Origin of the sequence: Gordonia sp. DT101, from assembly GCF_049844895.1 — a bacterium.
Classification (GTDB): domain Bacteria; phylum Actinomycetota; class Actinomycetes; order Mycobacteriales; family Mycobacteriaceae; genus Gordonia.
In genome coordinates this window covers 257154-281897 of record NZ_JBNCLX010000004.1, presented here as the reverse complement: position 1 = coordinate 281897, position 24744 = coordinate 257154, and the positions used below count along the sequence as shown (strand labels likewise).

The window sequence follows — 24744 nt, the reverse complement described above, 5'->3', positions numbered from 1 at the left end:
CACGGTAAGTCATCGGCGGCCCGCCGGTACCGCGGGCATTGTCCGACTCGCTCAGTCGGTGGCGGTCGCCCCGACCGGATCGGCATAGATGACGCTGAGCGCCACCACCACCGCCGCACTCTCCTGCACGCGAATCCCGAAGCGGGACGGTGCGATCTCGATCGGCCGGCGAGTGGTCGATGCCTTGTCGAAGGCGGCCTGCACCGGTGCCAGGCCGTCGGGATGTGCGGCGAACGCGTCGCCGGACACCACGATCGCGTCCGGATTGATGACGTCGCGCAACATCGCCACGGCGACGCCGAGAACCTCCGCACGATCGTCGGCGATGGGCGCGGCATCGTCGGCGATCCCCAGCCGTTCCGCCGCCCGGCGCGCCGGCGTGCTGCCGATCACCTGTTGCAACGTGGCTGCGCCGGGGGACGCGAGGACCGATGCGTGCACCGGCAGGTGCCCGATGGTCCCGGCCCCCCGCAACGGCATGTGGACCTTGCCCTCGATCGTCATCGCCATGCCGACAGTCTCCCGCGCGTAGAAGAACAGCGCCGTGCCGTCGAACTCTCGCGGGTAGGTCAACAGGAGTTCGGCGGCCGCCATCGCCTGCACGTGTTCGCACACCGAGACCGGGACCCCGAGTTCTTCGGACAGCATCGTCCCGATCGGCACCCGGCGCCAGCCGAGCACCGGGTGGTCGATGACCCCAGTCGCGGCATCCACCAGACCGCCGGATGCGACACCCGCCCACAGCAACCGTCGGCCACCGAAGCGCGCGGCGAGCTCACGCAACTGCCGGCAGAGGTCGCCGACCGCGGACTCGTCGCGCGGGGTGCGCACGGCGTGACTGTAAAGCGTGCGGCCACCGAGGTCGGCGATCGCCAGCAACGTCCGGCGCGCCCCGATGTGCATTCCGGCGACACACAGCTTGTCCCGATCCAGGGTCAGCGGATTCTTCGGCCGGCCGATACCGCCGGGGTCGACCAGATCGGGCCGTTCGACGACGAGTCCCAGACGCGAGAGAATCGTGACCTGCCGGTTGATCGTCGCCGGTGAGAGTGACGTGGCCGCCGACAGATGATCACGCGTGACCGGCGCGTTGACCCGGACCGCCTGCAGCACCGCGGCCGCGGGGATCGAGCCCACCTGCAGCGCCGCGGGTACGACTCCGGTGGGCAACATGCACTGAATCTAGCAATCCGCGGGCGTCGCTAAGCTGAACGCATGAGTAGCAGCACGGCACAATCAGGTTCGTCGGACTCCGAGCAGAAGGTCGCGGTGGTGACCGGCGCCAGCTCGGGCATCGGCGCGGCGACGGCCCGACAGCTGGCCGCGCAGGGCTACCACGTGGTGCTCGGAGCGCGACGAACCGAGCTGATCGACGAGCTCGCGAACGAGATCGGTGGCACCGGTCGACAACTCGACGTGACCGACGAGACCTCTGTGAATGCCTTTGTCGCAGGCCTCGAGAAGGTTCATGTGTTGGTGAACAACGCGGGCGGCGCCAAAGGACTCGACCCGGTGGCGACCGCCGACCTCGACGACTGGCGATGGATGTGGGAGACGAACGTCCTCGGCACCCTGCGGATGACCAAGGCGCTGATCCCGGCACTCATCGCCTCCGGGGATGGACTCATCGTGACGATAACCTCGATCGCCGCGATCGAGGCCTACGACAACGGGTCCGGGTACACGTCGGCCAAGCACGCGCAGGCGGTGATGCACCGGACCCTGCGTTTCGAGCTGCTCGGAAAGCCCGTGCGCCTCACCGAGATCGCGCCCGGCATGGTGGAGACGGACTTCTCCCTCGTCCGTTTCGAGGGTGACAAGGAGCGAGCCGATGCGGTGTACGAGGGTCTCACGCCGCTGAGCGCGGACGACGTCGCCGAGGTGATCGCCTTTGTCGCGTCCCGTCCGCCCCACGTCGATCTCGACCAGATCGTCATCAAGCCGCGCGATCAGGCATCGGCCCGACGCAACGTCAAGACCGGCTGAGCGACAGTCGGTTCCGGTGATCAGCCGGGCGGCGCCGGTGCGGGCGCGTTGGAGGTCGGCGCACCGGACGGGGTGGCAGGCGCGGTGACCTGTGACGGATCACCCTTGATCGCCGACATCCCGGTCCACGAGTCCCAGTCGTAGATCCAGTCGAAGATGTCACCGTCGGCCTCGGAGAGTGGGATGCGGGTGCCCGTCACCTCGACGGGATCGCCGTAGATCGCGGACTCGAAGTAGCGCTGCGCGTTCTCCAGCGAGAGATTGATGCAGCCGTTGGTAACGTTCGACGATCCTTGCACGCCAATGGTTTCCGGATTCGCGTGGATGAACTCACCGTTGTTGGAGATCCGCACGGCGAAACGCTCTCGGATGTTGAAGTACCCCGCGGCAGGGTTGCTCATGAAGAAATCCTCGTACTTCTCCGTGACCACGTGGATGCCCGAGCGCGTGACGTTACGGTCGAGGTCGCCCCCGCCGTAACTGCACGGCAAGGTCATCAACACGCCTCCGTCGCGCACCACGACGATCTGATGGGATGGCGCCGCGGCCTTCACCACCTGCGACCGGCCGATCACGAAATCGCTCGTCACATCGGCTGCACCGTAGGCGCCGCCGCCGTGATCGACGCCGTACAGCTTGGCCGACATGTGCACCTTGGTGCCCGGTGCGTAGTACTCCTTGGTCCGCCAGTGCGCTCGCGAACCGTTGTCCTCGCCGAGCCACGCCCAGGCTCCTTCGATGGGCGGTTCGGTGGTGACCGTGAGAGCCTTCTCGACCGCTTGCTTGTCCTCGACCGTGTCGTCGAACTTCAGGATGATCGGCGCCGCGATCCCGACTTCCTGCCCGTCACCGATGTTGACCACCACGTTCATCTGCGATTGGGGCGACAGCGTGGTGAAGGAGCCGGTGACCTGCGTGCTGACCCGGTCGTAGCCGACCGCGCTGCCGTGCCAGGTGTACTGCGAGCCGTAGCCCAGGGGCTCGCTGATGGTGAAGGTCTTCCGATCCTCCGACATGGTGCCTGCGACGACCTTGCCGCTGGGGTTGAGGAGCTTGACGTCTGGGTTGAGCAGGCCGTTCTCGGATTTCACGGAGACTGCTGCGGTCGGATTGGGGGCGTCGCCGGAATCCAGCGCAGGCGTGTAGACGACGTTGACCGTGGGTGCATCGGGCTTCGCGTCGTCGGTGCTGCCGGACTTGCCGGTGGAACAGGCCGCCGCGGCCACGCCGACGGCGCCGATACCGGCGGCTGCGAGGACGGCTCGACGGGAGAGGGGAAGGTGCGCGCTCATAACGTGTCCAGCGTACCGATGAAACTCGAGAAAACCCGGCCTGCCTGCTGTGATGTCGCCGAATTCACGTTCGGAGTCCGCACTGCCCGCTCGACGGCAGGTGTTCTCACCCGGGGATATGCGCCCGCTCACCGTCGTGATCGAAGATCGACACGATCTCGGCGGGCCCTTCGACGGCCGTCATGCCGTGCGGAATCATCGTCGAGAACTCCGCTGCCTGACCCGGCGGCACCAGGATCACACGTTCGCCCAAGTGGAGACGGATGGTCCCGGAGATCACGGTGAACCACTCCCGACCAGGGTGAACCCCGAGGTGATCAGGGTCGACGCGATGCTCGGTCGTCACCCGCATCTTGGCCACCGTCACCCCGCCGGGCGCGCCGTCGCGGGAGAGCTTCCAGACGGTCATGCCGGCTGATGTGTGCGGCTCGGGCCGGATCACGACGTCGTCGTCGCCGACCGATTCGACGAGCTGATCGAGCGAGGTGCCGAGCGCGCGGGCGATCGGCACCAGCTGATCCAACGCGACCCTGCGGTGGCCTGTCTCGATCCGACTCAGAGTCGACGGGCTGAGGAAACAGCGTGCCGCCATCGAGTCGAGGGTCCACCCCTTCGCAATGCGCAGACCCCGGATGCGCTGGCGGACGACGGCATCGATTTCTTGCTCCATGCGCAAGACTATATGCGTTTGACGCATCAGACCGCTACTCTCGATGCTATGGCGCACTCCCACGACACTCATCACCACGCGCCCGGCCACGGGCACACAGACGGGCACACACACGGACACGGGAATCATCCCGATGCCGAGACGATGGCGACGGTCCTCGACCTCGACGCCACCGTGAACGGTCACTACCTCGGCGAGGTCTGCGACCGGATCGCGGTGCTCGTACCCGAGCCCCGGACCATGCTCGACCTGGGCTCCGGGACCGGCACCGGGACGCTCGCACTGGCCCGGCGATTCGGGTCGTCGCAGGTGGTCGCGCTCGACAACTCGGCCGAACTGCTCGAGCGCGTCGCCCGGGCCGCGCAGGAGGCCGGACTCGACGGGCAGGTCCGCACCGTGACCGCCGATCTCGACAGCGCACTCCCCGACCACATCTCCGACGTCGACGTCGCATGGGCGTCGTCGACGCTGCACCATTTCGCCGATGCGGAAGCTCTGCTCCGTTCGACGTTCCGGGCCCTGCGGCCCGGCGGCGTGCTCGCCATCGTCGAGATCGCCGAGCCGCCGACCTTCCTGCCCCCGGACTCCGCCGACGGTGAGGTGGAGCAGCGCCTGCGTGAGGCGATCCTCGGGAAAGGCTGGAACGGCGGATGGAACGGGCGGCCCGACTGGGCACCGAGCATCACTGCGGCCGACTTCGAGATCGTCGAGACCCGCGACATCCCGACCGACCTCGACAATCCGCCCGCCGCGGCGGCCGACTACGCGGTCGAATGGCTGACGCGGGTGCGGTCCGGCCTCACCGATGACGACGCCTCCGCAGAAGATCTGGCCGCCGTCGACCAACTCCTCCACGACGACAACCCGGCCTCCCTTCGTCGCCGCAACGACCTGGTCGTGCGCAGCAGTCGCATCGCCTGGATCGCGCGACGACCCGAGAACTCCTAGATCCCCCTGCCGAAAGCGAGAGAAACCATGAGCAGCAACATCTTCGACGTCGCCATCGTCGGTGGCGGTCCCGCGGGCCTGAGCGCGGCGACCACCTTGGCGCGATCCCTGCGCTCGGTCGTCGTCCTCGACGCCGGCCAACCGCGCAACGCCCCGGCCGGACGCGCCCACAACGTCCTCGGCCAGGAGGGCACACCTCCCCTCGAACTGCTCGAGAAAGGGCGAGCCGAAGCCCGCGGCTACGGCGTCGAGATCCGCACCGCGGAGGTCGTCGACGGAACGCGCAGCGACTCCGGCCGTTTCGATCTCACTCTCGGCGACGACAGCGCGATCACCGCACGACGCGTCGTCCTCGCATCCGGCCTCGTCGACGAGCTGCCGGAAGTACCAGGCGTGCAGGAACTCTGGGGATCATCGGTGCTGCACTGCCCGTACTGCCACGGATACGAGGTGCGTGGTCGGCGGATAGGCGTGCTCGGCACCAGCCCTATGTCGGTGCACCAGACGCTGATGTTCCGCCAGCTCAGCGACGATGTCACCTTGTTCACACACACCATCCCGGAGATCGGAGCCGAAGAGGCGGAACAGCTCTCGGCCCTGGGCGTGAGGGTCGTCGACGGACTCGTCGACCATCTGGCGATCGAAGACGGCGCGGTGCGGGCCGTGGTCCTGGGCGACGGCACCGAGGTGGAACGCGCGGCTGTGGTGGTCGCGCCACGGTTCGTCGTCCGCTCGGCGCTGTTCACCCGACTCGGCGGTACACTCGCCGACCACCCGATGGGCGGTCAGTACGTCGCAACCGGCCCGATGGGCATGACCGATGTCCCGGGCGTGTGGGCGGCCGGCAACGTCGCCGATCTCGCCGCCACGGTGGCCGTCTCGATGGGGGCCGGAGTGAACGCGGGCGCAGCGGTCAACGCGGATCTGATCGCCGAAGACACCCGCGCGGCAGTCGAGTCTCGGCGGGTTCGGGCCTAGACACCCGGCCGCACGGGCGTATCGTGCACCGGCCGATGGTGGTCATCCTCCGCGAACGAGTTCTCTGACTTCACGGACGGAGCCCGCGGAGGTCAGCCGAGCCAGCGAGCCATCGTGACGAAGCCTGCGGGGCAGGAGTCCGTCGTCGGGGTTGGCACAGGTGTTTCGGCTCGGCAGCACGCGAAACCGCCCAGGTGATGTGGGTTCGGGTCCGCCGAAGCGGATGACCTTCGGCAAACCGCCGAACCTGTCGCTCGCGTATGTCACCGCGGCGGCGAGCGCTTCGGTGACTGACGGTTCGAGTACGTGACCGCGTTTCCCGGTACTCAATCCGTGCCCTGGAAGGTCGACGACAACAACGTTGATGCCGCTCTCCGCAAGTTCGACGGCCTTTTCCGTGAGATACCGGGCGTGGAGTCCGAGCGGGGCCGGAAGGACAACGGTCGCTTCGCCACTCGTCGCGACGTGCACTTCGGCATGCACGCTGCCCACCGAAACCGCAAGCTGCGTGTGTTCGACCCCCCGCCCGTCGACCCCGGCGTACTCCGAGGCAGGCTCGAGTGCCCACTCGCAGGCCAGATGCCGGTCCAACGCATCTTCTCTGCGTAGTAATGCCTTGCCCTGCAAGAGAATCATGATCGCCGCCGACTCACGTGCGGTCAAGGTGGGCTGCCAGCCGGTGGCCTCGGTCAGCCGTGTCGAATCGACCACCGTCTCACCCGCCGTCACCCAATGTCCGGAGAACGCCGTGAGGCGGAGCCGAAAAGCGATGTTGGCGGCCACGATGGCGGGTCGTTCGGGCACGGAGAACATGCGCTGGCCCTGCATTGCCGCCAGCTCGCGGACACCTACCCACTCACGTGGCGCGAGGTTGAAGGGGCCGATCAGATCTTGCTTCGTCGCACGATGGAACGCGTCGGCCATGTCTCGTTGGTGCAGAAACTGATACGACGCGTCGTCGGCTCGAGGGAAGGCGCCGATGGGGCCGGTGAGCTGGTCGATGCCGTCGTTGGCGAAGTTCGGACCGATGATGTAGGTCGGCCGGAGCATCGAAATTGCCATCTCACGCGGGTGTCGGCGTAACCACCATTCGGCGTAGTGTTCCACCTCGGCCTTGTCGTAGAAGTAGTATCGCACCGGATCGCCTGCAGGATAGACATCTTCGTCGACGGGCTCGGCATAGATCTCCGGACCGTAGGCGTTGATGCTCGATGCGATCACCAAACGACGCACACCGGCGCGTGCGGCGCCGTCGATCACATTGCGTGAGCCTCGCACGTTGATGTCGTGTGTGGCCTGCTTGTCGCGAAGCTCTTCCACCACGAAGGCCAGGTGTACCACCGCCTCGCAGCCGCGGAAGACGTCTTCGATCTGCGGGTCGCGAATGTCCATGTGCACGGAGTCGAGTTTCGGATGTTGCAACTCGAGCGGCCGCCGGCTCAACCCGATGACGCTGTCGATCTCGGGATCGGCCAACAACGCGGGGAGGATCGCGGCGCCGAAGTCACTCGTCGCTCCGGTGACGGCAACTCTCATGCGGCATCCTCGTTCAAGGTCTCGGAAATCACCTCGACTGCTCGGCGGAGTTGAGCATCGGTGTGCGTGGCCATGACACAGAGGCGAAGCATGGCACCGTCCCGCGGAACCGCCGGATACAGTGCGGCACTTGTGAACACACCTTTGGCGAAGATCTTCCGCCACAGGTCCATCGCCTGCACGTCATCACCGACGTGAACCGCGACGATGGGTGTCACCGTGGTGTTTCCATCGGGCAACGGTGACAACGCGCTGACGTCGAGCCCATTCTCCAGCAGTCCGGAACGGAGAACCGCCGCGTTGTCCAATGCGCGTCGGGCACGCTGCGCGCCCTCTTCGCTGCGGATGAGTCGCACGGCCGCCAATGACCCGCCCACCGCGGCCGGAACGCCAGAGGTGGTGAACAGGAACGCTTTGGCGTTGACCCGGAGTGAGTCGAGCAGGTCACCGGATCCCGCGATGAAACCTCCAGTGGAACTGGGACTCTTGGACAGGGAGGCCATCCGGACATCTGTATCGCTGTCGGTGCCGAAGAGTTCCGCCGCCCCGGTTCTCTGCGCGCCGAACAATCCCAGACTGTGAGCTTCGTCGACCATCAATGCGGCGCCGAAACCGTCGCACACCGCGGAGATCTGCGCCAGCGGCGCAAGGTCGCCTTCCATCGAGTACAGGCCGTCGACTATCACCAAGACGGCCTCCGACGACTCAGAGACCTCGGCGAGGATGCTTTCCAGGTCGGCTACGTCATTGTGTCGAAACTTCCGGGTGGTGGCACCGGAGAGTGCGCACCCGTCGCGAATCGACGCGTGTGCAGCAGAATCCACCACCACGGTGTCGCCAGGTCCGACCAAGGCGCTGATCGTGCCGAGGTTGGTCTGATAACCGGTGGTGAACACCATGGCGTCCTCGGTGCCGTGCCATTGTGCAATCTCCGACTCGAGTTCGAGATGGAGGTCCATGGTGCCGTTGAGCAGGCGACTTCCGGTTACGGCGCCACCGAACCTGTCGAGCGCGGCTTGCGCACCTTTGAGGATCGCGGGGTGATCTGCCAGCCCCAGGTAGTTGTTGGAACCGAGCATGATCCGATCTTCACCTTCGACCTGGACAACAGGTGAGGTGGCGGATTCCATGACGCGGAAATAGGGATTTCCCTCGGTGCCACGACCTGCACGTAGCAGCTTCACGCGGTCGTCACCTTCGAGCCTTTGGATCAATCTGTTCACAGCCATCAGTGAAGATCTCCCTCGCAATTGCGGATGTGTGAGCGGATTTCCCGGGTGGTTCGGACCGGCGCGAACATCAGATTGGTTGCACGGCCAATCCGCGTGACTCCGCGCCACGAACCACGGTTCGAGATCCCGGGGATATCCGGGGGCATCCACGAACGACTGAGGAGCGTCATGACCGCACTGATGACCCGTGAACGCCAAGCACTGAAGGCATACCTGCCCGATCTCGCCGACTACCTCGATGAGACACCGCTGCTCGCACTGGAGGCCAGAGACAGCGGCGCCATTGCGCGATTCCGCGACGCCGGGGGCACCGCGCTCACCATCCCGAAGGAGTCCGGAGGTCTTGGTGCATCCGCGCTCGATGCGGTGCGGGTACAACGTGCCATCGGTAGTCGATCGCCTTCGCTCGGCGCGGGCACCACCATGCACCATCTGTCCTTGGCCACACTCAACGAGTTCGCGCAGGCTGCGACGGAGGAGGACCGTGCCCTGATCCAAGGACTCGTGGAGCAGCGGGCCGTCATCGCATCGGGGTTCTCCGAGGGCGTCACCGGGGGCAGCGTCTTCATCCCCACCATGTCCGCACGGAAGAAGGGTTCGAGCTATGTCATCAACGGCAGCAAGAAGCCATGCAGTCTGTCGAGCTCGATGAACCTTTTGACCGCCAGCGTGGAAGTCGACACCGGCGAACGTGCCATCGCACTCATACCTGCGGATACACCCGGGATCTCGGTGCACCGATTCTGGGAGACCCAGATACTTGCCGGCGCCGAGAGTGACGAGGTGCAACTCGACGACGTCGAGGTCCCGGCCGATCTCGTGCTCCTCAACGACGCAGATGACCCGAACGGACAACACGAGATGACGGGCTACCTGTGGTTCGGTCTCCTCATCACTGCCAACTACCTCGGCGCCGCGAGCTCACTACTCGAGAGGTTGCTCGCCGCAGGCAAGAACGACCACGAAGGATATGTGCGTGCAGCTGCCGACATCGAGAACGGCATGGCAGCGGTGGAGAGCATTGCGCGGTCCCTCGACGAAGGTGAGCGTGGCCAAGACATATCGGTGCGTCTGCTCCTGTGCCGCATAGCTATTCGTGATGCACTCGTCCGGGCATCGTCGGCCGCGATCGAGTCACTGGGCGGTATCGCGTTCATCAAGTCGTCCGACATCGGATATCTCGCCGCGGCTGTTCACGCGTTCGCCTTCCATCCCCCGTCACGACGGTCGGTGTCCGAATCACTCGCCAAATATCATGCGGGACATGAGTTCGCCTTCGTCTGAGAGCGAGACCTAGGCCGTCGGCGTCGCGTGCCCGCGCTGGTGAGCAGCTGGCCGTCGGAGCGGTTGGCCGCCGGAAATGGTTACGCCGGAAAGCCGTCCAGCACCGCCCGCGACGACGACAGTCCCAGCCGCGTCGCGCCGGCCGCGATGAGTTCGGCGGCGAACTCGGCGGTCCGGATCCCGCCGCTCGCCTTGACGCCGACGCGATCGCCGACGGCCGCGCGCATGAGCCGCACCGCCTCGACGCTCGCGCCGCCGGCCGGGTGAAACCCGGTGGAGGTCTTGACCATCGCCGCTCCGGCCTGCACCGCGCGACGGCACACCTCCGTGACGGTGTCGGGGCCGGTCAGCTCGAGCAGCGCCGCGGACTCGACGATGACCTTCAGCACGACGCCCTCCCCGATGGCCTCCCGCACGGTCAGGACATCGACGAACACCTCGTCGAATCTCCCGTCCACGGCCGCGCCCACATCGATCACCATGTCGACCTCGTCGGCCCCGGTGTCCACGGCCAGCCGCGCCTCGGACGCCTTCACCAGTGAGTGATGCTTGCCCGACGGGAACCCGGCCACCACACAGGTCTTCTGGTTCCCGGTGTCGATCGGCAGCATCGACGGTGACAGGCAGACCGCGTAGACGCCCAGCTCGGCGGCCTCCGCGACCGCCGCCTCGGCCGCGGCGCGGGTCGCCTCGGGCTTGAGCAGGGTGTGGTCGATGATGGCCGCGACGTCGCGGCGGGTCAGGTCGCTGGTGGTCACACAGACGAGCTTGGCACACTGACAGATGTGGCAGTACCCGAGATATCCCCCGCAGCGACCACCACCGACCGAACCGACCCCGAACATCGGTACGTGCTGACCCTCGGGTGCCCGGATCGCACCGGCATCGTCGCGCGGATCTCCGGTTTCCTCGCCGAGATCGGCGGCTGGATCACCGAGGCCGGATATCACTCCGATGCCGAGACCGGCTGGTTCTTCACTCGCCAGACGGTGCGCGCCGGATCGGTGGCGATGAGTGTCGACGAGATGCGGGCTCGGTTCGCCGACGAGGTGGCGGCCGAGTTGGGACCGGGAACCGAGTGGCGGCTCACCGACTCCGGGACTCCGAAGTCGGTGGTGCTGCTGGTCAGCAAGGAAACCCACTGCCTCGTCGATCTGTTGGGCCGCGCCCACCGTGGCGAGCTACCGGCCGACGTGTCCGCGGTGATCGGCAATCACCGCGACCTCGAGGACCTGGTCACTCGGTTCGACGTGCCGTTTCATCACGTGCCGTTCGCGCCGGACAACAAGGGTGCCGCCTTCGAGGAATTGGGCCGCGTCGTCGACGGTTATTCACCCGATGCGGTCGTGCTGGCGCGCTTCATGCAGATCCTGCCGCCCCAACTGTGTGACGCCTGGGCGGGTCGGGCGATCAACATCCATCACAGCTTCCTGCCCAGCTTTATCGGGGCGCGGCCCTATCACCAGGCGTTCGCGCGGGGCGTCAAGCTGATCGGCGCCACCTGCCACTACGTCACCGCCGACCTCGACGCGGGTCCGATCGTCGAGCAGGACGTCATCCGGGTCGACCACAGCGACACCGTGGCCGACATGGTGCGCCAGGGACGCGACATCGAGACGCTCGTGCTCTCGCGCGGACTGCGGTGGCACCTCGAGGACCGGGTCCTCGTGCACGGCCGGAAGACGGTCGTCTTCAGCTAGCGTTCGCCGATCAGAAGTCGAACCCACCGAAGTCGCCGCCACCGTCGAAGAAACCGCCGCCGCCGTCGCCGCCACCGTCGAAGAATCCGCCGCCACCATCGCCGCCGTCCCCGCCGCCGAAATCACCGCCGCCGTCGCCACCGTCGCCACCATCTCCGCCGCCGTCCCCGCCGTCGAGGGCGCCGCCATCGGAACCGTCACCGGCGCCGTTCTCGAACGCATTGGCGTCGTAGTTGACGCCGGCCATGCCCGAGAACATCGCGGAGAACAGGAACATCGAACCGATGCCCCATGCGCCGGCGACCAGCGCAGGCTTCCACCACGGCTCGGAGTACCAGCCCGCAGGCACCGGCCGACCTGCGACGCGACCGCCGGGGTAGTAGTTGGGGGTCCGCGACGACGGGCCGGGTGACGCCTCGACCTGTCGTCCTTCGAAGTCGACCGTGCGGTCCTCGGTGACCGCACCGGCACTCTTCTGGCCTTCCAGTTCCGGGACCGGGGGGCCGGGATCGAGATTCATCGCGGTCCGCGCGGCGCGGGCGTAATACAGGCCTTCGATCGCGGTCTGCTTGGCCAGTCGCGCCTGGGCGACACTGTTGGCCTGCTCGATCTGCGATCCGGCGGCGTTGTAGCGCTCTCCGGCATCAGCGAGTGCCTGCTTCGACGCCGGGCCGTCGCCGACCAACATGAAGACCTGGCCGCCGAGACGTTCGATGGCCTGCCGGGCATCGGCCTTGGCATCGTCGAGCGAACGGGCGGCATTGGCACCCGACCGCTGCTGGGACATCACGACGATGCCCACGACCACCAGGACCACGAGAACGATCAGGATCAGTGCGCTCATTTTCTCCTCCGTCTGGGTACACCTCACCCGTCAGCTCGGGAGCCGTGGGCATCCCACCAGACCGGTAAAATCGGACATCTCCCAGCGTACCGGCGATCCGAGGACGCGCGCGTCGCCGCAGGTCCGGCGTCCGTGCTCAGAACGGAGCGTTACGCGTCACGCGGCCTTGCAGTCTCCCGAGCCGCCCGCGACCTGTCCGCTGAGTTTCACGTCGTTGCCGTCCACGGCGAAGTCGACACCCTGGTCGGTCACCTTCAAGTTCTTCACGGTGACCTGGTTCAGCTGGCCGAACAGCGAACCCGAGACGCTGTCGACGACCTGCTGGGCGAAGTCCGCGGGGATGCCGAAGATGAACGCGTTGGCCTTGACGACTTCGAAGTGCACGTGGCCGTCCTGCACCGTCGGTTTGATCGTCGTCGACACCGGGATCGGCAGGAACGCGAGTTGCACCGACGAGTCCACCTGGATGGTGCCGTCGGCCGCGTTCCCGGTCATCGAGTCGATGGTGGCGCCCTGCATCAGTCCCGCCGCTCCCGACTGACCGGCACCGGACGCCGATGAGTCGGCGCCGGAGGTCATCGATTTGCTCATGGCGACCACGCGGTCGAACGGGACGAAGCCGGTGCCGACCAGTGAGTGGATGGTGGAGCTGTCGCCGTCGCCCTTGATGCCTTCTGCTCGTGCGTGCAGTCGCATCTCACCGGGTTTGTCGGCGGTGTCGACCTGCACGAACGGAATGTCGTTGCCAAAACCTTGCAGCAGCATCGGCTTTCGGCTCAACGACACAGACGTCTCGGTGCCCGTGAGGTCGGCGAACGCACTCTGCATGCAGTCGGTGGCTTTGTTGCGCAGGTAGAGCTCGCTACCGACGGCGGCGATGACGACCAGGATCACGAGAGCCGCCGACGACGCCGCGATGATCTTGCCGGTGCTGCGTTTACGCCGTGCGGGCGCCGTCGTCACGACGCCGGGATCCGAGTTCGGCGGGATGGGGGCGAATCCGTCGGACGGTCCGAACCCCGTCGTCTGACCCTGGTCCTCGAATCGGGTGGTCTCGGTGCGGCCGACCTGCGAGTAGGCGCGCGGGGATTCTTCGGTCGACGGAGGATCGAATTGGGTCGTGTGCTCTCCGGGGTCCGCCGGGTGGGGAACGCTTGCAGGCTGACCAACTTCGGCTTGCTCGCCTGCGGCCTGCTCGCTCCGGGGCTGCTCGCCAGGGGCATGGTCCTGTCCGGTCTGATCTCCACCGGTGCCACTGTCGGTGGGGCCGCTGTCCGTCCGGCCGCCGTCGGTGGGGTCGCCGTCGGTGAGGTCGCTGCCGGTGGGGTCGCTGCCGGTGGGGTCGCTGCCGGTGGGGTCGCTGCCGGTGGGGTCGCTGCCGGGCTTCGCGCTGTCGCTGTTCTCGCTGTCGGTCATGTCGTGAGGTCCTCAGGTGTCATAGGTGCCGAGGCCGGTCGGATAGGCCGTTGATTGTTGAGAACGGCCAGGGTGCTGCGGGCCTTCTCCACTGCGCGAGTATCGATGTCGTGGACGCCGATATGCACGCCTTCGTCGTACGCTGCGACCACGCTACCGAAGGGATCTGTGAGTTGGCTGTGTCCTGTGCCGGTGGGTGCCGAGGACTCTCGAACCGCTGAATCCGCAGGCAGGGCTTGTCCGACCGCTGCGACAAACGTCGTCGAATCCAACGCTCGGGCGGTTGCCAGCACCTCCCACTGATGCACCTTGCCCGGACCCGCGCCCCACGACGCCGGCACCACGATGAGCTGCGCCCCGCGTGACGCCAGTTCGGTGAACAGCGCCGGGAACCGGATGTCGTAGCAGGTCGCGACGCCGACGACGACGTCACCGATCGCGAAGGTCAACGGGTCCTCCCCGGGCGCGACCGTGCGGGACTCGGCGAAACCGAAGGCGTCATAGAGGTGGATCTTGTCGTAGGACAGCCGGGTGCCGTCAGGGCGGGCGATCACCAGGGTGTTGCGCACCCGATCATCGTCGGGGGTGAACATCCCCGCGACCACGGTGATCTCGTGACGCGCGGCGATCTCCGACACCGCCGTCGCCCACGGACCGTCCACGGGTTCGGCCACCGGGCCCAGCGGCACCCCGAAACGGCACATCGTGGCCTCCGGCAGCACCACCAGATCGGCCCCGCCGTCGGACGCCGTGTGCGCGGCGGACGCGACCAACTCGAGGTTGGCGGCCGGGTCGGTGCCCGACGTGATCTGCGCCATCGCAATTCGCATGGGCACCAGGGTAGCCACCGGCGAACAGCTGACAATCATCTGAACGAACGGCTCCGCCGCGGCATCTGAACGAACGGCTCCGCCGCGGCATCTGAACGAACGGCTCCGCCGCGGCATCTGAACGAACGGCTCCGCCGCGGCATCCGAACGAACGGCTCCACCGCGGCCGACCTACCTGGGTGCGACCTCCGACCACGGCACCGTCAGAATGTTGTCGACGCTTCGGCCCCGGGGAATCACGACATCTGTCCCCTGCGCGCGGAGCAGGGTGAGCGCCTGCCGCCAGCGAATCCGCGGACCGTAGGCGGCGTGCGTCGCCGCCACATCCCAGCACCGATCCGCGAGCCGCAGGAGGCGGTGGACGGGTTCGCCGGGAACGTTGCGGTGGATCAGCACCTTGGGCAACCGCTCGGCGAGTTCGGACGGGCGTTCGGTGTGCTCGGGCGACCAGCACAACGTCAACGTCCGCGGCCCGTCGGCATCCAGGAGCACCCAGCAGCAGCGACGGCCGATCTCGTCGCAGGTGCCCTCGACGATGAGCCCACCCGGCGCGAGTGCAGCCTGCATCTGCGCCCAGGCCGCCGCGACCTCGTCCTCGTCGTACTGCCGCAAGACGTTGAATGCCCGGACGAGATGCGGGGTGAGACCCGCCAATTCGAAACCGCCGAGCGCGAACCGCACTCCGGCACGAGGTTCCACCACGCGTTCGGGATCGATCTCGAGACCGACCATTTGGAGTCCGGGAGCGACCTTCCGCAGACGCAGTGCCATCTCGACAGCGGTGTCGGGGCGGGCGCCGTAACCCAGGTCGACGACGATCGGCTGCGGCACATCACTCAGCGCACGGACGACCACGTCGTCGTGGACCATCCACCGGTCCACGCGCCGCAGGCGATTGATGTTCGTGGTCCCCCGCGTGACCCGACCGACCCGTTTCATCCGCCGCGCCCGGACGGGGATCTCAGAGGTTCTTCGTGACCCAGTCGGCCGCGTACTCGGCCTCGGCCCGGAAGAGGTCGACAAGGTTGACCAGCATCAGCTGCTCGAGCTTGCCGTTGATGAACGGGAGGTAGACCTTGACCTCGCTGGTCTTGCGGATGGTGCAGCCGGTCTCGGTGGGGAACAGTTCCTGCCAGCCGTTGAGGCTGCCCGGGCCGGCCGGGATGGAGGCGTTGTAATTGCCCTTGGTGTTGTCCGGATCGAACACACCGAACGACTCCTCGCGGGTGATCACCATGTCCTTCATCAGGACGGTCTGCGCGAGCGCCGGAAGTTGGTCGCGACCGATCGTCTGCTTGAGGACGACCTTCATTCCGGTCTCGTCGGAGGTGAAGGACTCGACCTCGCAGTGTGGCGAGATCATCTGGAACCCCGCCATCATGTCATCCCAGTACTGCCGGGTGTTCTGCGCCTGGTAGAGCGTCTGCGCGGGGTGGGTGAAGCGCGCCGAGTAGCTGAGCCGTCGTGCCATGGCGACCAGGCTACGTTACCGATTCGTTGCTTCCCAAGTCGCCGCCCTTCGAGACGCTGCGCTCCTCAGGGATCGGGCACGGCCGACGCTGCGCTCCTCAGGGATCGGGCATGGCCGACGCTGCGCCCCTCAGGGACCGGGGCACCGCTACCGATTCGCTGCTTCCCAAGTCACGGTCTGCTCGCGCTCGGAGTCCAGGAGTTCGATGAGCTGGTCGATGATGGCCTTCTCGATCTTGCCGCCGACGAACGGGACACTGACCTCGACGTCGGCCTGATATGTCGCCGACGCCGGATCGCCACTGGCCACCAGGGTTCCGTCGACCTTGGCCGGCGCGCCGACAACCGTGGCGGTGATCTCGCCGGTGATCTGATCGCCGGCCAGCGTGAAGGTGCTACGACGCGGGATCTCCAGATCGCCAGGGCGGACCTTGGTGACGATGGACGGCAACTTCTCTTCGGGCACACCTTGCTGCATGGTGACGGTGATGGTGTCGTCGGCGAACTCGAACGACTCGAGCTTGCCGTGGCTCGAGTTGATCGCCTCGAGCAGATCGCGCCAGTACTGTTCGGTCGAGAGGACCTCCCAGAGCCGCCGTACTCCGAACGGGTAGGACACCGCGTGCTCCATCTTGCTGGCCATGAGGGGGAGAGTACCGGACCACCGAATTGCCGCTACGGTTACTCGGGTGACCGATTCAGGGGTGAACCGACCCGCGCCCGCAGCTCAGGGCGCCCGTCTTGCCGAGCTCACCACCCTGCGCCTCGGCGGTCCCGCCCGCGCCGTGGTGCGATGCCCCGACACCCGCAGCCTGGTCGACGAGATCACCGCCCTCGATGGCCGGGCCGAACGCACCTTACTCATCGGCGGCGGCTCGAATCTGGTGATCTCCGATGACCGTTTCGACGGCACGGCCATCCTCATCCAGAGTTCTCGCATCGAGTTCGGCTCCGGCCGGGAATCGGGCCGGGCGCATGTCACCGCCGATGCCGGCGTCGACTGGGACACCCTCGTCGCCACCACGATCGGTGAGGGTTTCGGTGGGCTGGAATGCCTTTCGGGCATTCCGGGTGCCGCGGGCGCCACCCCGGTGCAGAACGTCGGTGCGTATGGCGTCGAGGTCGCCGATCTGTTGCGCAGCGTGCAGGTGCTCGATCGGCGGGCGGCCAAACTGCGGTGGGTGGCGCCGACGGAACTCGGATTGGGTTACCGAACCAGCAGTCTCAAGCACCGCGACGACCATGTCGTCGTGGCGGTCTCCTTCTGGCTCAACGACGATCGTGTCAGCCAGCCACTGCGCTATCGCGAGCTCTCGGCGGCGCTCGGCGTCGAGGCCGGGGAACGTGCGGATGCCGGCGACGTCCGCGAACAGGTCCTCGCCCTGCGACGCGGCAAGGGCATGGTCCTCGACCCGGATGACCACGACACCTGGAGTGCCGGATCGTTTTTCACCAACCCGATCCTCGCATCGGGCGCTGTCGACATCCTGGAAAAGATCCACCACCGCGTCGGCCGCGACATCACCGTCCCAACCTATCCGGCCGACGACGGCGTGAAGCTGTCGGCCGGGTGGCTCATCGAACGTGCCGGCTACGCGCGCGGGTATCCCGGCCCGTCATCCCCGGTCCGGCTGTCCACGAAACACACTCTCGCGCTGACCAATCGCGGCGACGCGACCACAGATGAGTTGCTCGACCTCGCCCGCGACGTCCAGACCGGCGTAAAGGAGGCGTTCGGCGTGACCCTGCATCCCGAGCCCGTCCTGGTGAACTGTTCGATCTGACGGGCGGTCAGCCCACCGAACTCGATGCCCGCGCCGACTCCGCGACGATGTCGTCGAGGATCTCGTTGAAGCGCACATCGGCCTCGATGCTCGACATGTGCCCGATGCCGTCGAGGACGATCAGTTCGCGGAGATTCCCGTTGCGCCGCAACACGTCGGCCATCTGCTCGGCGTGTACCGGCGGGGTCAACCGATCGTCCGTGCCGACGACGACGGTGGTCGGCACGGTGAGCGCGTCGAGTCCCGCGGTCACGTCGAGCTTGCCCATCGCCGAACCCCAGCCGGCCCGCGACCGGGGCGGGCAGCCGGCGATCATCTCGTCGACGAAGTCGACGTGGGCCTTCCGCGCATTGGGACCCAGCGCGATGTAGTGGGAGAACCGCGAACCGTAGGGAGTACGCGGGATCGGCATCGGTGTCGAGGTGAACAGCTTGCTGACGGCGCTCTCGAAAGGCTTGGTGTACCGCGGGAGGTCGACCGGGATCAGCAAATGGTTCTGCATCACGGCCTTCGCCGCGGTGGAGGTGAGCGCGACGCCCGAGACCAGCGAGCCCACCTTCTCCGGGTATTGCGCCGCCCACGACAAGATGGTCATACCGCCCATGCTGTGTCCGACGAGGATCGCACGGCGACCCTTCGGGACCACCGCCGACAACACGGCGTCGAGGTCCTGCCCGAGCATCGCGATGGTCGGCCGGGTGCGACCGAGTTGGCTCGCGCCGTGCCCGCGCTGGTCGTAGGCGACCACGTCATGCGTGCGGGCCAGGTGATTGATCTGCGGGTACCAGTACGCGATGTTGCAGGTCCAGCCATGCACCATCACGACGATGTCTCCGTCGCCCGCCTCCGCCGGCGCGTAACGCTCGACGTTCAGGCGAGCACCGCCGACCGCGTCCACCGGGATGCGCTCCGGCTCGACGGTGGGCACGGCCAGCAGATCGTCGGGACCGTCGTCGACGGCTCGTTCGGCACGGAACGCGTCCCGGGCCAGGCCCGCGAAGATCGTTCCGATGCCCACCGCGATCGCGCCGGCCCCCGCAGCCACCACCGCTCCCGTCGTGATCGCCAGTGCTCGTCTGTTCATCATCTCCCCTTAGGGCCGCCGCATTCAGTCCGTGCGGTCGGCCACGGTTCGCGCCCCGTCGGTGGGTTCACCGACGTCCACGGTGTCAGCATCCTCGCCGTGCTCGAGGGCTCCGGCCCCGGTCTCCAGATCTGCCGGTTCCCCCTCCGTCGAGGCGTCGAAATAGGTGCTGGCCTCGCCGATCGCCACGGAGATCTGCTTGTCGAGTGCCTGTCGGAAGGTCGACTCCACGATCTCGTGGGCCATCGGCCGCACGGTCTGGATCAGCTCGGCCATCTTGCTGACCTGCTCCTCGCCCAGGTCGGGCAGGTTCTCGTCGAAGTACTTGTCGGTGATGATCGAGACGAAGCTCTTCGCCACGTCTTCGAGATCGTCCTGTACGCGGACCCAGCGGTCGAGCAGGACGTCGATGTCCACACCCGCCTTGACCAGGGTCTCCGCGCCTTCGAGGAGCTCGGGATTGCGGATCGCATAGTGCGCGCCGTCCTTGGCCAGCAGTCCGAGCTTCTGACTCAATGCGATCGACCGGTCGGTGGCGTTCAGGGTCTTGCGGAGTTCGGTGATGGTGATCGTCGCCGCGCGTTTGAAGTTGCGGAACCGGCCACTCTTCGGGGTACCCCGCAATATCTGTTCGACGCGCATCCCGTAGTGGGCCGCATGCAGGAGTTCGCTGATGGTGGCGAAGGTATACCCGCGTTCGAGCATGCGGGAGATGAGGTTCAGCCGGACGAGGTGCTCATCGGAGTACCACCCGGTGCGTCCCCGGATGGCCGGCGCGGGCAGCAATCCGCGGTCTTGGTAGACGCGGATGTTGCGCACGCTGACCCCGGACGCCTGAGCCAGGTCGTTGATCCGATACTCGGCCATTTCGCCAGTGTATTCAGTCCCGACCGATGACCCTAACCACCGGGCGCGAGTTGTCCGGAGGGATCCGTCACGCTTTCTTGCTGAACCACCGCTTGCCCTGGATGTCGTCGACGCGCGGCCGCACGTCGACGAGGTAGACGAGCATGGCCACCACACCGATCAGACCGAGGAAGTTCACCGCACCGAACAGCCAGATGAACAAGGTCGCCGCCGCCAGAATCGCCACCCAGATGACCTTGCTCTGCCGGTCGACGGCGGGAAACGCATCGGACCGTTGGAGAGCCGCATGCACCAGCGCCACCGCCGACGCGACACCGGCGATCACGGTCAGGGCCAGCAGGATCAGGTTTTGCCCGTAGGCCATCACGCTAAGAAGGTCCACGCCCCCACCTTAGACATGTCCCACGGTTCGCGATTCGGACGAACCCGTCAGGCCTTCTTCGCGGCGGCCTTCTTCGCCGGGGCTGTCTTCGCCGGGGCCTTCTTGGCCGGGGCTTTCTTCGCTGCGGCCTTCTTCGCGGGGGCCTTCTTGGCCGGGGCCTTCTTGGCCGGGGCCTTCTTGGCCGGGGCCTTCTTGGCAGCAGTCTTCTTGGCAGCGGTCTTCTTCGCCGGCGCCTCCTTCGCGGGGGCCTTCTTGGCGGGCGCCTGCTTTGCCGGCGACCTCTTCGACGGCTCGAGCACCACCTCATCCGCTTTCCCGCCGGTCAGGCCGGCGAGCGCGGCGGCCCGTTCTCCGACCGCGCGCGTCTGGCCCGAGATGCTGCCGAGCGCATCCTCGGTGAGGCCGACGGCGTCGTTGTAGACCTTTTCCAACTTGGGCAGATTCTCTTCGACGAGGGGTTGGGCCTTGAGCCGCTCCACCACCTCTTCGCCGCGTTCGGACAGCGCGGTGAGCAGGCCCGCCGCGACGGCCAGATAGGCCTCGGCCACCTTGCGGAGTTCCTCGGGGGTGAACCGGGCACGCAGATCCTCGATCTCGGTGGGGAGTTCCACCGGGAGCGAGGACAGTTTGGTCCGCGCCTCCTCGAACAGTGCCAGAGCCGAGTCCCGCGTCTCGTCGACCCGTGCCTGCGCCTTGCTCTGCGCATCGCCGAATCGTTTCTGCGCTTCGTCACCGGCGGCCTCGCTGCGCTCGCGGAGATCGGTGAGCAGGACGGCCACCTGCTCGATCACGGTGTTCATCGGGTTCTCCGGCATGGCTTCACTCCTTGGCGTCGGTGTTCTCTCTTCGGAACGACTCATAGATCTCGAGCAGCATCTGTTTCTGGCGTTCGCTGATCGAGTCGTCGGCGAGCAGTGCGTCGCGAACCGGCCCGGCCGGACGCTCCTCGAGGATTCCGGCGCGCACATAGAGAACCTCGGCGGACAGTCGCAGGCCCTTGGCGATCTGGGCGAGGACGTCGGCAGACGGCTTGCGGAGTCCCCGTTCGATCTGGCTCAGGTACGGATTGCTGACGCCGGCGCGCTCGGCCAGTTGCCGGAGCGACACCTCGGCCGCGACCCGTTGTGCACGGATGAAACCGCCGATGTCCTGGGCGGCATTCGTCACCGCATCCTGGGCGGCGGTCGCCACTGCCTCGACCGCTTCCACCGGGCCCGTCGAACTGTCGTCGTCGGCAGATGGCACTTCGCCTCCGGCCGGCTCGGGCAGATCGTTCTCGTGCGGCTTCATCACACTCCCGTCACATTCCCCGTCGCTCCGCTCGCCCCGGTCGGTTCCTGCCACCAGTATCTGCGGGTGTGCTAGCTAGTGCAAGCAGAGTGCTAACCACCGGCGCGAGCGGGCCAGATCCCACCCGCCCGCCGCCTAGCCGAAGATCAACACCGAGACCGTGTAGATCGCGAGCCCGGCGAGCGCGCCGACGACCGTGCCGTTGATGCGGATGAACTGGAGATCGCGGCCGACCTGGAGTTCGATCTTTCGGCTGGTCTCGTCGGCGTCCCATCCGCGGACCGTCTCGGTGATCACCGAGATGATCTCCTGCGAGTAGTTGACCGCGACGTGACGGGCCGCCCGCGCCACCCAGCCGTTCATCTTCTCCTGCAGCGGACGGTCGTCCCGGATTCGCGTGGCCAGCTGGATCACCGCGTCCGACAACGAGTTCCGCAACGTGCTGTTGGGGTCGGTGAGCATCTGCTCGACGACGGCCTTGCCGGTCTTCCAGGCCGTCGAAGCAGCATCCGAGACCTCGTCGCGGCCGATCAGCTCCTGCTTGATCGCCTCGAACCGGGCGATCATCTCCGGATCGTGCTGCAGGTCGTCGGCGAACTGTTCGACGAACTGATGCATCGAACGGCGGAACTGGTGGTCCGGCTCGGTACGCACCTTGTAGGTGAAGTCGACCAGCTCGCGGTAGATCTTGTCGCCGAGCATGGCGTTGACGAACTTGGGTTTCCACGACGGGCCGACATCCTGGTCGACGACACGGTCGATCAGATCCTGGCTACCCAGGGCCCACTCGTGGGCACGGTCGCACGCCAGCTGGAACACCGGCTCGAGCCGGTCCTCGGCGATGAGCTGCTCGAGAATCCGACCCAGCGGCTGCGCCCATTCCGGCTCCCCCGCCCATTTGATCGCGTGCTCGATCAGCTGCTCGATGTCCTCGTCGCGCAGCATCTCCGCGGCGAGCGAGATCATCCGCGCGGCCTCATCGGACACCCGCGGGACGTTGGCCGGGTCGGCGAGCCAGGTGGACAGGCGGCGGGGCAGTTCCAGGCTCGTCGCACGATCTTCGATCACGTCCGGGGTCATGAAGTTCTCTTCGATGAATCCCCCGAGCTGATCGCCGATGTCGTCCTTCTTCTTGCGGATCAGCGCGGTGTGCGGGATCGGCAATCCCAGCGGATGCCGGAACAGCGCGGTGACCGCGAACCAGTCGGCGAGCGCACCCACCATGCCGGCCTCGGAAGCGGCGCGGACATAGCCGACCCACGCGGCGACGTCGACGCCGTCACGGTGTTCGAGATAGCGGGTGAAGAGATACACGACTGCCGCGAAGACCAGGAATCCGGTGGCAACCACCTTCATCTTGCGCAGGTCGCGACGGCGGGCGGCGTCGCCGGCACCGTCGGAACCGAAGCCGAGAGATGACTGCGGCGGCTCCTGCGCAGGTGGACGGTCCGGCCCACCGGATACGTCCGAAATGACTGTTGGCGGCATTGGACCAGTTTTACCCGCCACCCACTACGCTAGCCAGGTGATGGCCAATCGCCCGAGCCCAGCCGCGGCAGCCCGAGCCGCCGTGGCCGCCGCCACGAACGTGACCCGGGGCCTCGAGCAGGCATTGATCAGTACCGTCACCGAGGGCGTCGCCAAACCCGACGGCCGGCGGCAACGCTGGGAGAAGCACAAGGCGGCACGACGGACCGAACTGACCGACGGCACCATCGACGCGGTGCGCACACTCGGCGCCGACGTCGGGATGGACGAGATCGCCGCACACATCGGTGTGTCCAAAACCGTTCTCTACCGGTACTTCACCGACAAGAGTGATCTCGGTGTGGCGACCGCGGTGCGCTTCTTCGAGACGATGCTGCTGCCGCGCCTGACCGAGGCAATCACCGACGACGTCGACGAGTACACGCTGACCCGCACTGCCATCGGTGTCTACGTGAACGCGGTCGCCGACGAACCGAACCTGTACAAGTTCGCGCTGACCAGCCCCCCGTCGTCGGCGGCCACCGCCGACTCGGAGAAGCTGGTCGCACAGTTGATGACCGCCGCTCTCGTCCTGCGGATGACCGAGCGCGACGCCGACATCTCGGGTGCCGAGGTGTGGTCCAACGCATTGGTGGGCGCGATCCAGCGCGCGGTCGACTGGTGGATGACCGAACGTTCCATCCCGGTCGGCGATCTGATCGACTACCTGACGATGCTGTCGTGGAGCTCCATCGTCGGCATCGCGGCATTCAACGGTTCCCGGGAGGCGTTCGTCGCCGCGCCGCCACCACTTCCGGAACCGGAACCACCTATCACCGACAACGGAATCGAGGACACCGAATGAGCCGTACCGCACTGGTCACCGGAGGCAGTCGCGGAGTCGGACAGGGGGTGGCCACGGCGCTCGCCGTCGCCGGCTGGACCGTCTACGTCACGTCACGTCAGGGGACCGGACCGGACGGAACCATCGCGGTGGCCTGCGACCACACCGACGACGATGCGGTCGCCGAGGTGTTTGCCCGGGTCGAGCGCGACACCGACGGACTCGACCTTCTCGTCAACAACGCCTGGGCCGCCCCGCGTGGCTTCGGCGGCTTCTCCGACCGGTTCTGGGAACGTCCGGTCGACGACTGGGACACCCTCATCGACGTCGGGTTGCGCGCCCACTACGTCGCCTCCGTTCACGCCGCCCGGATGATGGTCGCGCGCGGCAGCGGGCTGATCACCTCGATCTCGTCCTTCGGTTCCCGTGGTCATCTGCATTCGGTCCTGTACGGCATGAGCAAGTCGGGGCTCGACAAGATGTCGTTCGACATGGGTCACGAGCTCTCCGGTACCGGCGTCACCGCGGTGTCGTTGTGGCTGGGTCTCATCCGGACCGAACTGCTGCTGTCCCTCGGGATCGACGAGTTCGCCGGGTTCTCACTGCAACGCGCGGAGGACCCGGAGTTCGTGGGGCGGGTGATCGATGCCCTGGCAGGCGATCCCGACCTGGACGACCACAACGGCCATACCCTGGTCACTGCTGAACTCGGCGCTCGATACGGCCTCATCAACAACGATGGGACCGCGCCCGATTCACATCGTGAGGCCTTCGGTGGCGGACCGCTGTTCCCGCCCACCGCCGCGGCGGCCGAATCGCTCGGCTGACACTGCAACGATC

Annotated in this window: 26 protein-coding genes; 8 read left to right on the top strand and 18 right to left on the bottom strand. The window is 66.8% G+C overall.

Going from position 1 to position 24744, the window contains the following annotated elements:
- Nucleotides 1-51: 51 nt before the first annotated feature.
- Complete coding sequence (locus ACLQ3I_RS16125; protein WP_425803185.1) at nt 52-1173, bottom strand: ROK family protein; 1122 nt, start codon at nt 1171-1173, stop codon at nt 52-54.
- Between the two features lie 42 nt (nt 1174-1215).
- Here ACLQ3I_RS16125 and ACLQ3I_RS16120 point away from each other — a divergent pair, with 42 nt between their 5' ends.
- Complete coding sequence (locus ACLQ3I_RS16120) at nt 1216-1986, top strand: SDR family NAD(P)-dependent oxidoreductase (RefSeq protein WP_425789996.1); 771 nt, start codon at nt 1216-1218, stop codon at nt 1984-1986.
- A 20-nt stretch (nt 1987-2006) separates the two neighbouring features.
- Here the strand turns inward: ACLQ3I_RS16120 and ACLQ3I_RS16115 are convergent, their stop codons facing one another.
- Nucleotides 2007-3278 carry a L,D-transpeptidase gene (locus ACLQ3I_RS16115; protein ID WP_425803183.1) on the bottom strand — a complete coding sequence of 424 codons (1272 nt, stop codon included), beginning with the start codon at nt 3276-3278 and terminating at the stop codon, nt 2007-2009.
- A gap of 106 nt (nt 3279-3384) precedes the next feature.
- A complete protein-coding gene (locus tag ACLQ3I_RS16110) occupies nt 3385-3948 on the bottom strand; it encodes a helix-turn-helix domain-containing protein (protein WP_425803181.1) in 564 nt (187 codons plus the stop codon).
- 48 nt (nt 3949-3996) lie between these two features.
- On the opposite strand from ACLQ3I_RS16110, the gene ACLQ3I_RS16105 reads away from it, so the two are divergent.
- Complete coding sequence (locus tag ACLQ3I_RS16105) at nt 3997-4896, top strand: class I SAM-dependent methyltransferase (RefSeq protein ID WP_425803178.1); 900 nt, start codon at nt 3997-3999, stop codon at nt 4894-4896.
- Between the two features lie 27 nt (nt 4897-4923).
- Nucleotides 4924-5874 carry an NAD(P)/FAD-dependent oxidoreductase gene (locus tag ACLQ3I_RS16100; protein ID WP_425803176.1) on the top strand — a complete coding sequence of 317 codons (951 nt, stop codon included), beginning with the start codon at nt 4924-4926 and terminating at the stop codon, nt 5872-5874.
- Nucleotides 5875-5916: 42 nt separating this feature from the next.
- Here the strand turns inward: ACLQ3I_RS16100 and ACLQ3I_RS16095 are convergent, their stop codons facing one another.
- Both ACLQ3I_RS16095 and ACLQ3I_RS16090 read right to left on the bottom strand, forming a co-directional pair.
- A complete protein-coding gene (locus tag ACLQ3I_RS16095) occupies nt 5917-7410 on the bottom strand; it encodes an NAD-dependent epimerase/dehydratase family protein (protein ID WP_425803173.1) in 1494 nt (497 codons plus the stop codon).
- A complete protein-coding gene (locus ACLQ3I_RS16090; RefSeq protein ID WP_425803171.1) occupies nt 7407-8639 on the bottom strand; it encodes an aminotransferase class I/II-fold pyridoxal phosphate-dependent enzyme in 1233 nt (410 codons plus the stop codon). The genes ACLQ3I_RS16095 and ACLQ3I_RS16090 overlap by 4 nt, the downstream gene beginning before the upstream one ends.
- A gap of 171 nt (nt 8640-8810) precedes the next feature.
- Here ACLQ3I_RS16090 and ACLQ3I_RS16085 point away from each other — a divergent pair, with 171 nt between their 5' ends.
- A complete protein-coding gene (locus tag ACLQ3I_RS16085) occupies nt 8811-9926 on the top strand; it encodes an acyl-CoA dehydrogenase family protein (RefSeq protein WP_425803169.1) in 1116 nt (371 codons plus the stop codon).
- An 80-nt stretch (nt 9927-10006) separates the two neighbouring features.
- Here ACLQ3I_RS16085 and deoC read toward each other — a convergent pair whose 3' ends face one another.
- Complete coding sequence (deoC, locus tag ACLQ3I_RS16080) at nt 10007-10684, bottom strand: deoxyribose-phosphate aldolase (protein WP_425803167.1); 678 nt, start codon at nt 10682-10684, stop codon at nt 10007-10009.
- 27 nt (nt 10685-10711) lie between these two features.
- Between deoC and purU the strand changes: the two genes are divergently transcribed.
- Nucleotides 10712-11626 carry a formyltetrahydrofolate deformylase gene (gene purU, locus ACLQ3I_RS16075; RefSeq protein WP_425803165.1) on the top strand — a complete coding sequence of 305 codons (915 nt, stop codon included), beginning with the start codon at nt 10712-10714 and terminating at the stop codon, nt 11624-11626.
- A gap of 10 nt (nt 11627-11636) precedes the next feature.
- Here purU and ACLQ3I_RS16070 read toward each other — a convergent pair whose 3' ends face one another.
- The 6 genes from ACLQ3I_RS16070 to ACLQ3I_RS16045 form a co-directional block, all read right to left on the bottom strand.
- A complete protein-coding gene (locus ACLQ3I_RS16070) occupies nt 11637-12470 on the bottom strand; it encodes a DUF1542 domain-containing protein (RefSeq protein WP_425803162.1) in 834 nt (277 codons plus the stop codon).
- Nucleotides 12471-12626: 156 nt separating this feature from the next.
- A complete protein-coding gene (locus ACLQ3I_RS16065) occupies nt 12627-13886 on the bottom strand; it encodes an LmeA family phospholipid-binding protein (protein ID WP_425803159.1) in 1260 nt (419 codons plus the stop codon).
- Complete coding sequence (locus ACLQ3I_RS16060; protein ID WP_425803157.1) at nt 13883-14716, bottom strand: carbon-nitrogen hydrolase family protein; 834 nt, start codon at nt 14714-14716, stop codon at nt 13883-13885. The genes ACLQ3I_RS16065 and ACLQ3I_RS16060 overlap by 4 nt, the downstream gene beginning before the upstream one ends.
- 171 nt (nt 14717-14887) lie before the next feature.
- Complete coding sequence (locus tag ACLQ3I_RS16055) at nt 14888-15655, bottom strand: class I SAM-dependent methyltransferase (protein WP_425790020.1); 768 nt, start codon at nt 15653-15655, stop codon at nt 14888-14890.
- A 22-nt stretch (nt 15656-15677) separates the two neighbouring features.
- Nucleotides 15678-16187: a DUF2505 domain-containing protein gene (locus ACLQ3I_RS16050; RefSeq protein WP_425803154.1), complete on the bottom strand. Its 510-nt coding sequence runs from the start codon at nt 16185-16187 to the stop codon at nt 15678-15680.
- A gap of 147 nt (nt 16188-16334) precedes the next feature.
- Nucleotides 16335-16829 (bottom strand): DUF2505 domain-containing protein, encoded by a 495-nt coding sequence (locus ACLQ3I_RS16045; protein ID WP_425803152.1) that lies wholly within the window; start codon nt 16827-16829, stop codon nt 16335-16337.
- Nucleotides 16830-16875: 46 nt separating this feature from the next.
- On the opposite strand from ACLQ3I_RS16045, the gene ACLQ3I_RS16040 reads away from it, so the two are divergent.
- Nucleotides 16876-17970 carry a UDP-N-acetylmuramate dehydrogenase gene (locus ACLQ3I_RS16040; protein ID WP_425803149.1) on the top strand — a complete coding sequence of 365 codons (1095 nt, stop codon included), beginning with the start codon at nt 16876-16878 and terminating at the stop codon, nt 17968-17970.
- 7 nt (nt 17971-17977) lie between these two features.
- Here the strand turns inward: ACLQ3I_RS16040 and ACLQ3I_RS16035 are convergent, their stop codons facing one another.
- The 6 genes from ACLQ3I_RS16035 to ACLQ3I_RS16010 all read right to left on the bottom strand — a co-directional run bounded on the left by ACLQ3I_RS16035 (nt 17978) and on the right by ACLQ3I_RS16010 (nt 23081).
- A complete protein-coding gene (locus ACLQ3I_RS16035) occupies nt 17978-19054 on the bottom strand; it encodes an alpha/beta fold hydrolase (RefSeq protein WP_425803147.1) in 1077 nt (358 codons plus the stop codon).
- Between the two features lie 24 nt (nt 19055-19078).
- Nucleotides 19079-19921, bottom strand: a complete 843-nt coding sequence (locus tag ACLQ3I_RS16030; RefSeq protein WP_425790030.1) for a MerR family transcriptional regulator — start codon at nt 19919-19921, stop codon at nt 19079-19081.
- Between the two features lie 67 nt (nt 19922-19988).
- Entirely contained in the window at nt 19989-20285 is a 297-nt protein-coding gene (locus ACLQ3I_RS16025) for a DUF2516 family protein (protein ID WP_420714213.1), read from the bottom strand.
- Between the two features lie 65 nt (nt 20286-20350).
- Nucleotides 20351-21118, bottom strand: a complete 768-nt coding sequence (locus ACLQ3I_RS16020; RefSeq protein WP_425803145.1) for a histone H1-like repetitive region-containing protein — start codon at nt 21116-21118, stop codon at nt 20351-20353.
- 4 nt (nt 21119-21122) lie between these two features.
- Nucleotides 21123-21593: a helix-turn-helix domain-containing protein gene (locus ACLQ3I_RS16015; RefSeq protein WP_425790034.1), complete on the bottom strand. Its 471-nt coding sequence runs from the start codon at nt 21591-21593 to the stop codon at nt 21123-21125.
- A gap of 135 nt (nt 21594-21728) precedes the next feature.
- Entirely contained in the window at nt 21729-23081 is a 1353-nt protein-coding gene (locus ACLQ3I_RS16010) for a DUF445 domain-containing protein (protein WP_425803142.1), read from the bottom strand.
- A gap of 40 nt (nt 23082-23121) precedes the next feature.
- On the opposite strand from ACLQ3I_RS16010, the gene ACLQ3I_RS16005 reads away from it, so the two are divergent.
- Nucleotides 23122-23925, top strand: coding sequence for a TetR/AcrR family transcriptional regulator (locus tag ACLQ3I_RS16005; RefSeq protein ID WP_425790509.1), 804 nt, complete (start codon nt 23122-23124; stop codon nt 23923-23925).
- Nucleotides 23922-24731 (top strand): SDR family NAD(P)-dependent oxidoreductase, encoded by an 810-nt coding sequence (locus ACLQ3I_RS16000; RefSeq protein WP_425803140.1) that lies wholly within the window; start codon nt 23922-23924, stop codon nt 24729-24731. The genes ACLQ3I_RS16005 and ACLQ3I_RS16000 overlap by 4 nt, the downstream gene beginning before the upstream one ends.
- The last annotated feature ends 13 nt before the right edge of the window (nt 24732-24744 follow it).

What these genes read in the sequence shown, in the direction of transcription:
- ACLQ3I_RS16095 (WP_425803173.1), bottom strand. Translation starts at nt 7,410, where the DNA reads ATGAGAGTTGCCGTCACCGGAGCGACGAGTGACTTCGGCGCCGCGATC.
- ACLQ3I_RS16020 (WP_425803145.1), bottom strand. Translation starts at nt 21,118, where the DNA reads ATGCCGGAGAACCCGATGAACACCGTGATCGAGCAGGTGGCCGTCCTG.
- ACLQ3I_RS16090 (WP_425803171.1), bottom strand. Translation starts at nt 8,639, where the DNA reads ATGGCTGTGAACAGATTGATCCAAAGGCTCGAAGGTGACGACCGCGTG.
- ACLQ3I_RS16035 (WP_425803147.1), bottom strand. Translation starts at nt 19,054, where the DNA reads ATGAACAGACGAGCACTGGCGATCACGACGGGAGCGGTGGTGGCTGCG.
- ACLQ3I_RS16045 (WP_425803152.1), bottom strand. Translation starts at nt 16,829, where the DNA reads ATGGCCAGCAAGATGGAGCACGCGGTGTCCTACCCGTTCGGAGTACGG.
- ACLQ3I_RS16015 (WP_425790034.1), bottom strand. Translation starts at nt 21,593, where the DNA reads ATGAAGCCGCACGAGAACGATCTGCCCGAGCCGGCCGGAGGCGAAGTG.
- ACLQ3I_RS16025 (WP_420714213.1), bottom strand. Translation starts at nt 20,285, where the DNA reads ATGGCCTACGGGCAAAACCTGATCCTGCTGGCCCTGACCGTGATCGCC.
- ACLQ3I_RS16125 (WP_425803185.1), bottom strand. Translation starts at nt 1,173, where the DNA reads ATGTTGCCCACCGGAGTCGTACCCGCGGCGCTGCAGGTGGGCTCGATC.
- ACLQ3I_RS16050 (WP_425803154.1), bottom strand. Translation starts at nt 16,187, where the DNA reads ATGGCACGACGGCTCAGCTACTCGGCGCGCTTCACCCACCCCGCGCAG.
- ACLQ3I_RS16070 (WP_425803162.1), bottom strand. Translation starts at nt 12,470, where the DNA reads ATGAGCGCACTGATCCTGATCGTTCTCGTGGTCCTGGTGGTCGTGGGC.
- ACLQ3I_RS16105 (WP_425803178.1), top strand. Translation starts at nt 3,997, where the DNA reads ATGGCGCACTCCCACGACACTCATCACCACGCGCCCGGCCACGGGCAC.
- ACLQ3I_RS16030 (WP_425790030.1), bottom strand. Translation starts at nt 19,921, where the DNA reads ATGGCCGAGTATCGGATCAACGACCTGGCTCAGGCGTCCGGGGTCAGC.
- ACLQ3I_RS16000 (WP_425803140.1), top strand. Translation starts at nt 23,922, where the DNA reads ATGAGCCGTACCGCACTGGTCACCGGAGGCAGTCGCGGAGTCGGACAG.
- ACLQ3I_RS16005 (WP_425790509.1), top strand. Translation starts at nt 23,122, where the DNA reads ATGGCCAATCGCCCGAGCCCAGCCGCGGCAGCCCGAGCCGCCGTGGCC.
- ACLQ3I_RS16120 (WP_425789996.1), top strand. Translation starts at nt 1,216, where the DNA reads ATGAGTAGCAGCACGGCACAATCAGGTTCGTCGGACTCCGAGCAGAAG.
- ACLQ3I_RS16010 (WP_425803142.1), bottom strand. Translation starts at nt 23,081, where the DNA reads ATGCCGCCAACAGTCATTTCGGACGTATCCGGTGGGCCGGACCGTCCA.
- ACLQ3I_RS16100 (WP_425803176.1), top strand. Translation starts at nt 4,924, where the DNA reads ATGAGCAGCAACATCTTCGACGTCGCCATCGTCGGTGGCGGTCCCGCG.
- ACLQ3I_RS16115 (WP_425803183.1), bottom strand. Translation starts at nt 3,278, where the DNA reads ATGAGCGCGCACCTTCCCCTCTCCCGTCGAGCCGTCCTCGCAGCCGCC.
- ACLQ3I_RS16110 (WP_425803181.1), bottom strand. Translation starts at nt 3,948, where the DNA reads ATGGAGCAAGAAATCGATGCCGTCGTCCGCCAGCGCATCCGGGGTCTG.
- ACLQ3I_RS16065 (WP_425803159.1), bottom strand. Translation starts at nt 13,886, where the DNA reads ATGACCGACAGCGAGAACAGCGACAGCGCGAAGCCCGGCAGCGACCCC.
- ACLQ3I_RS16060 (WP_425803157.1), bottom strand. Translation starts at nt 14,716, where the DNA reads ATGCGAATTGCGATGGCGCAGATCACGTCGGGCACCGACCCGGCCGCC.
- ACLQ3I_RS16055 (WP_425790020.1), bottom strand. Translation starts at nt 15,655, where the DNA reads ATGAAACGGGTCGGTCGGGTCACGCGGGGGACCACGAACATCAATCGC.
- ACLQ3I_RS16085 (WP_425803169.1), top strand. Translation starts at nt 8,811, where the DNA reads ATGACCGCACTGATGACCCGTGAACGCCAAGCACTGAAGGCATACCTG.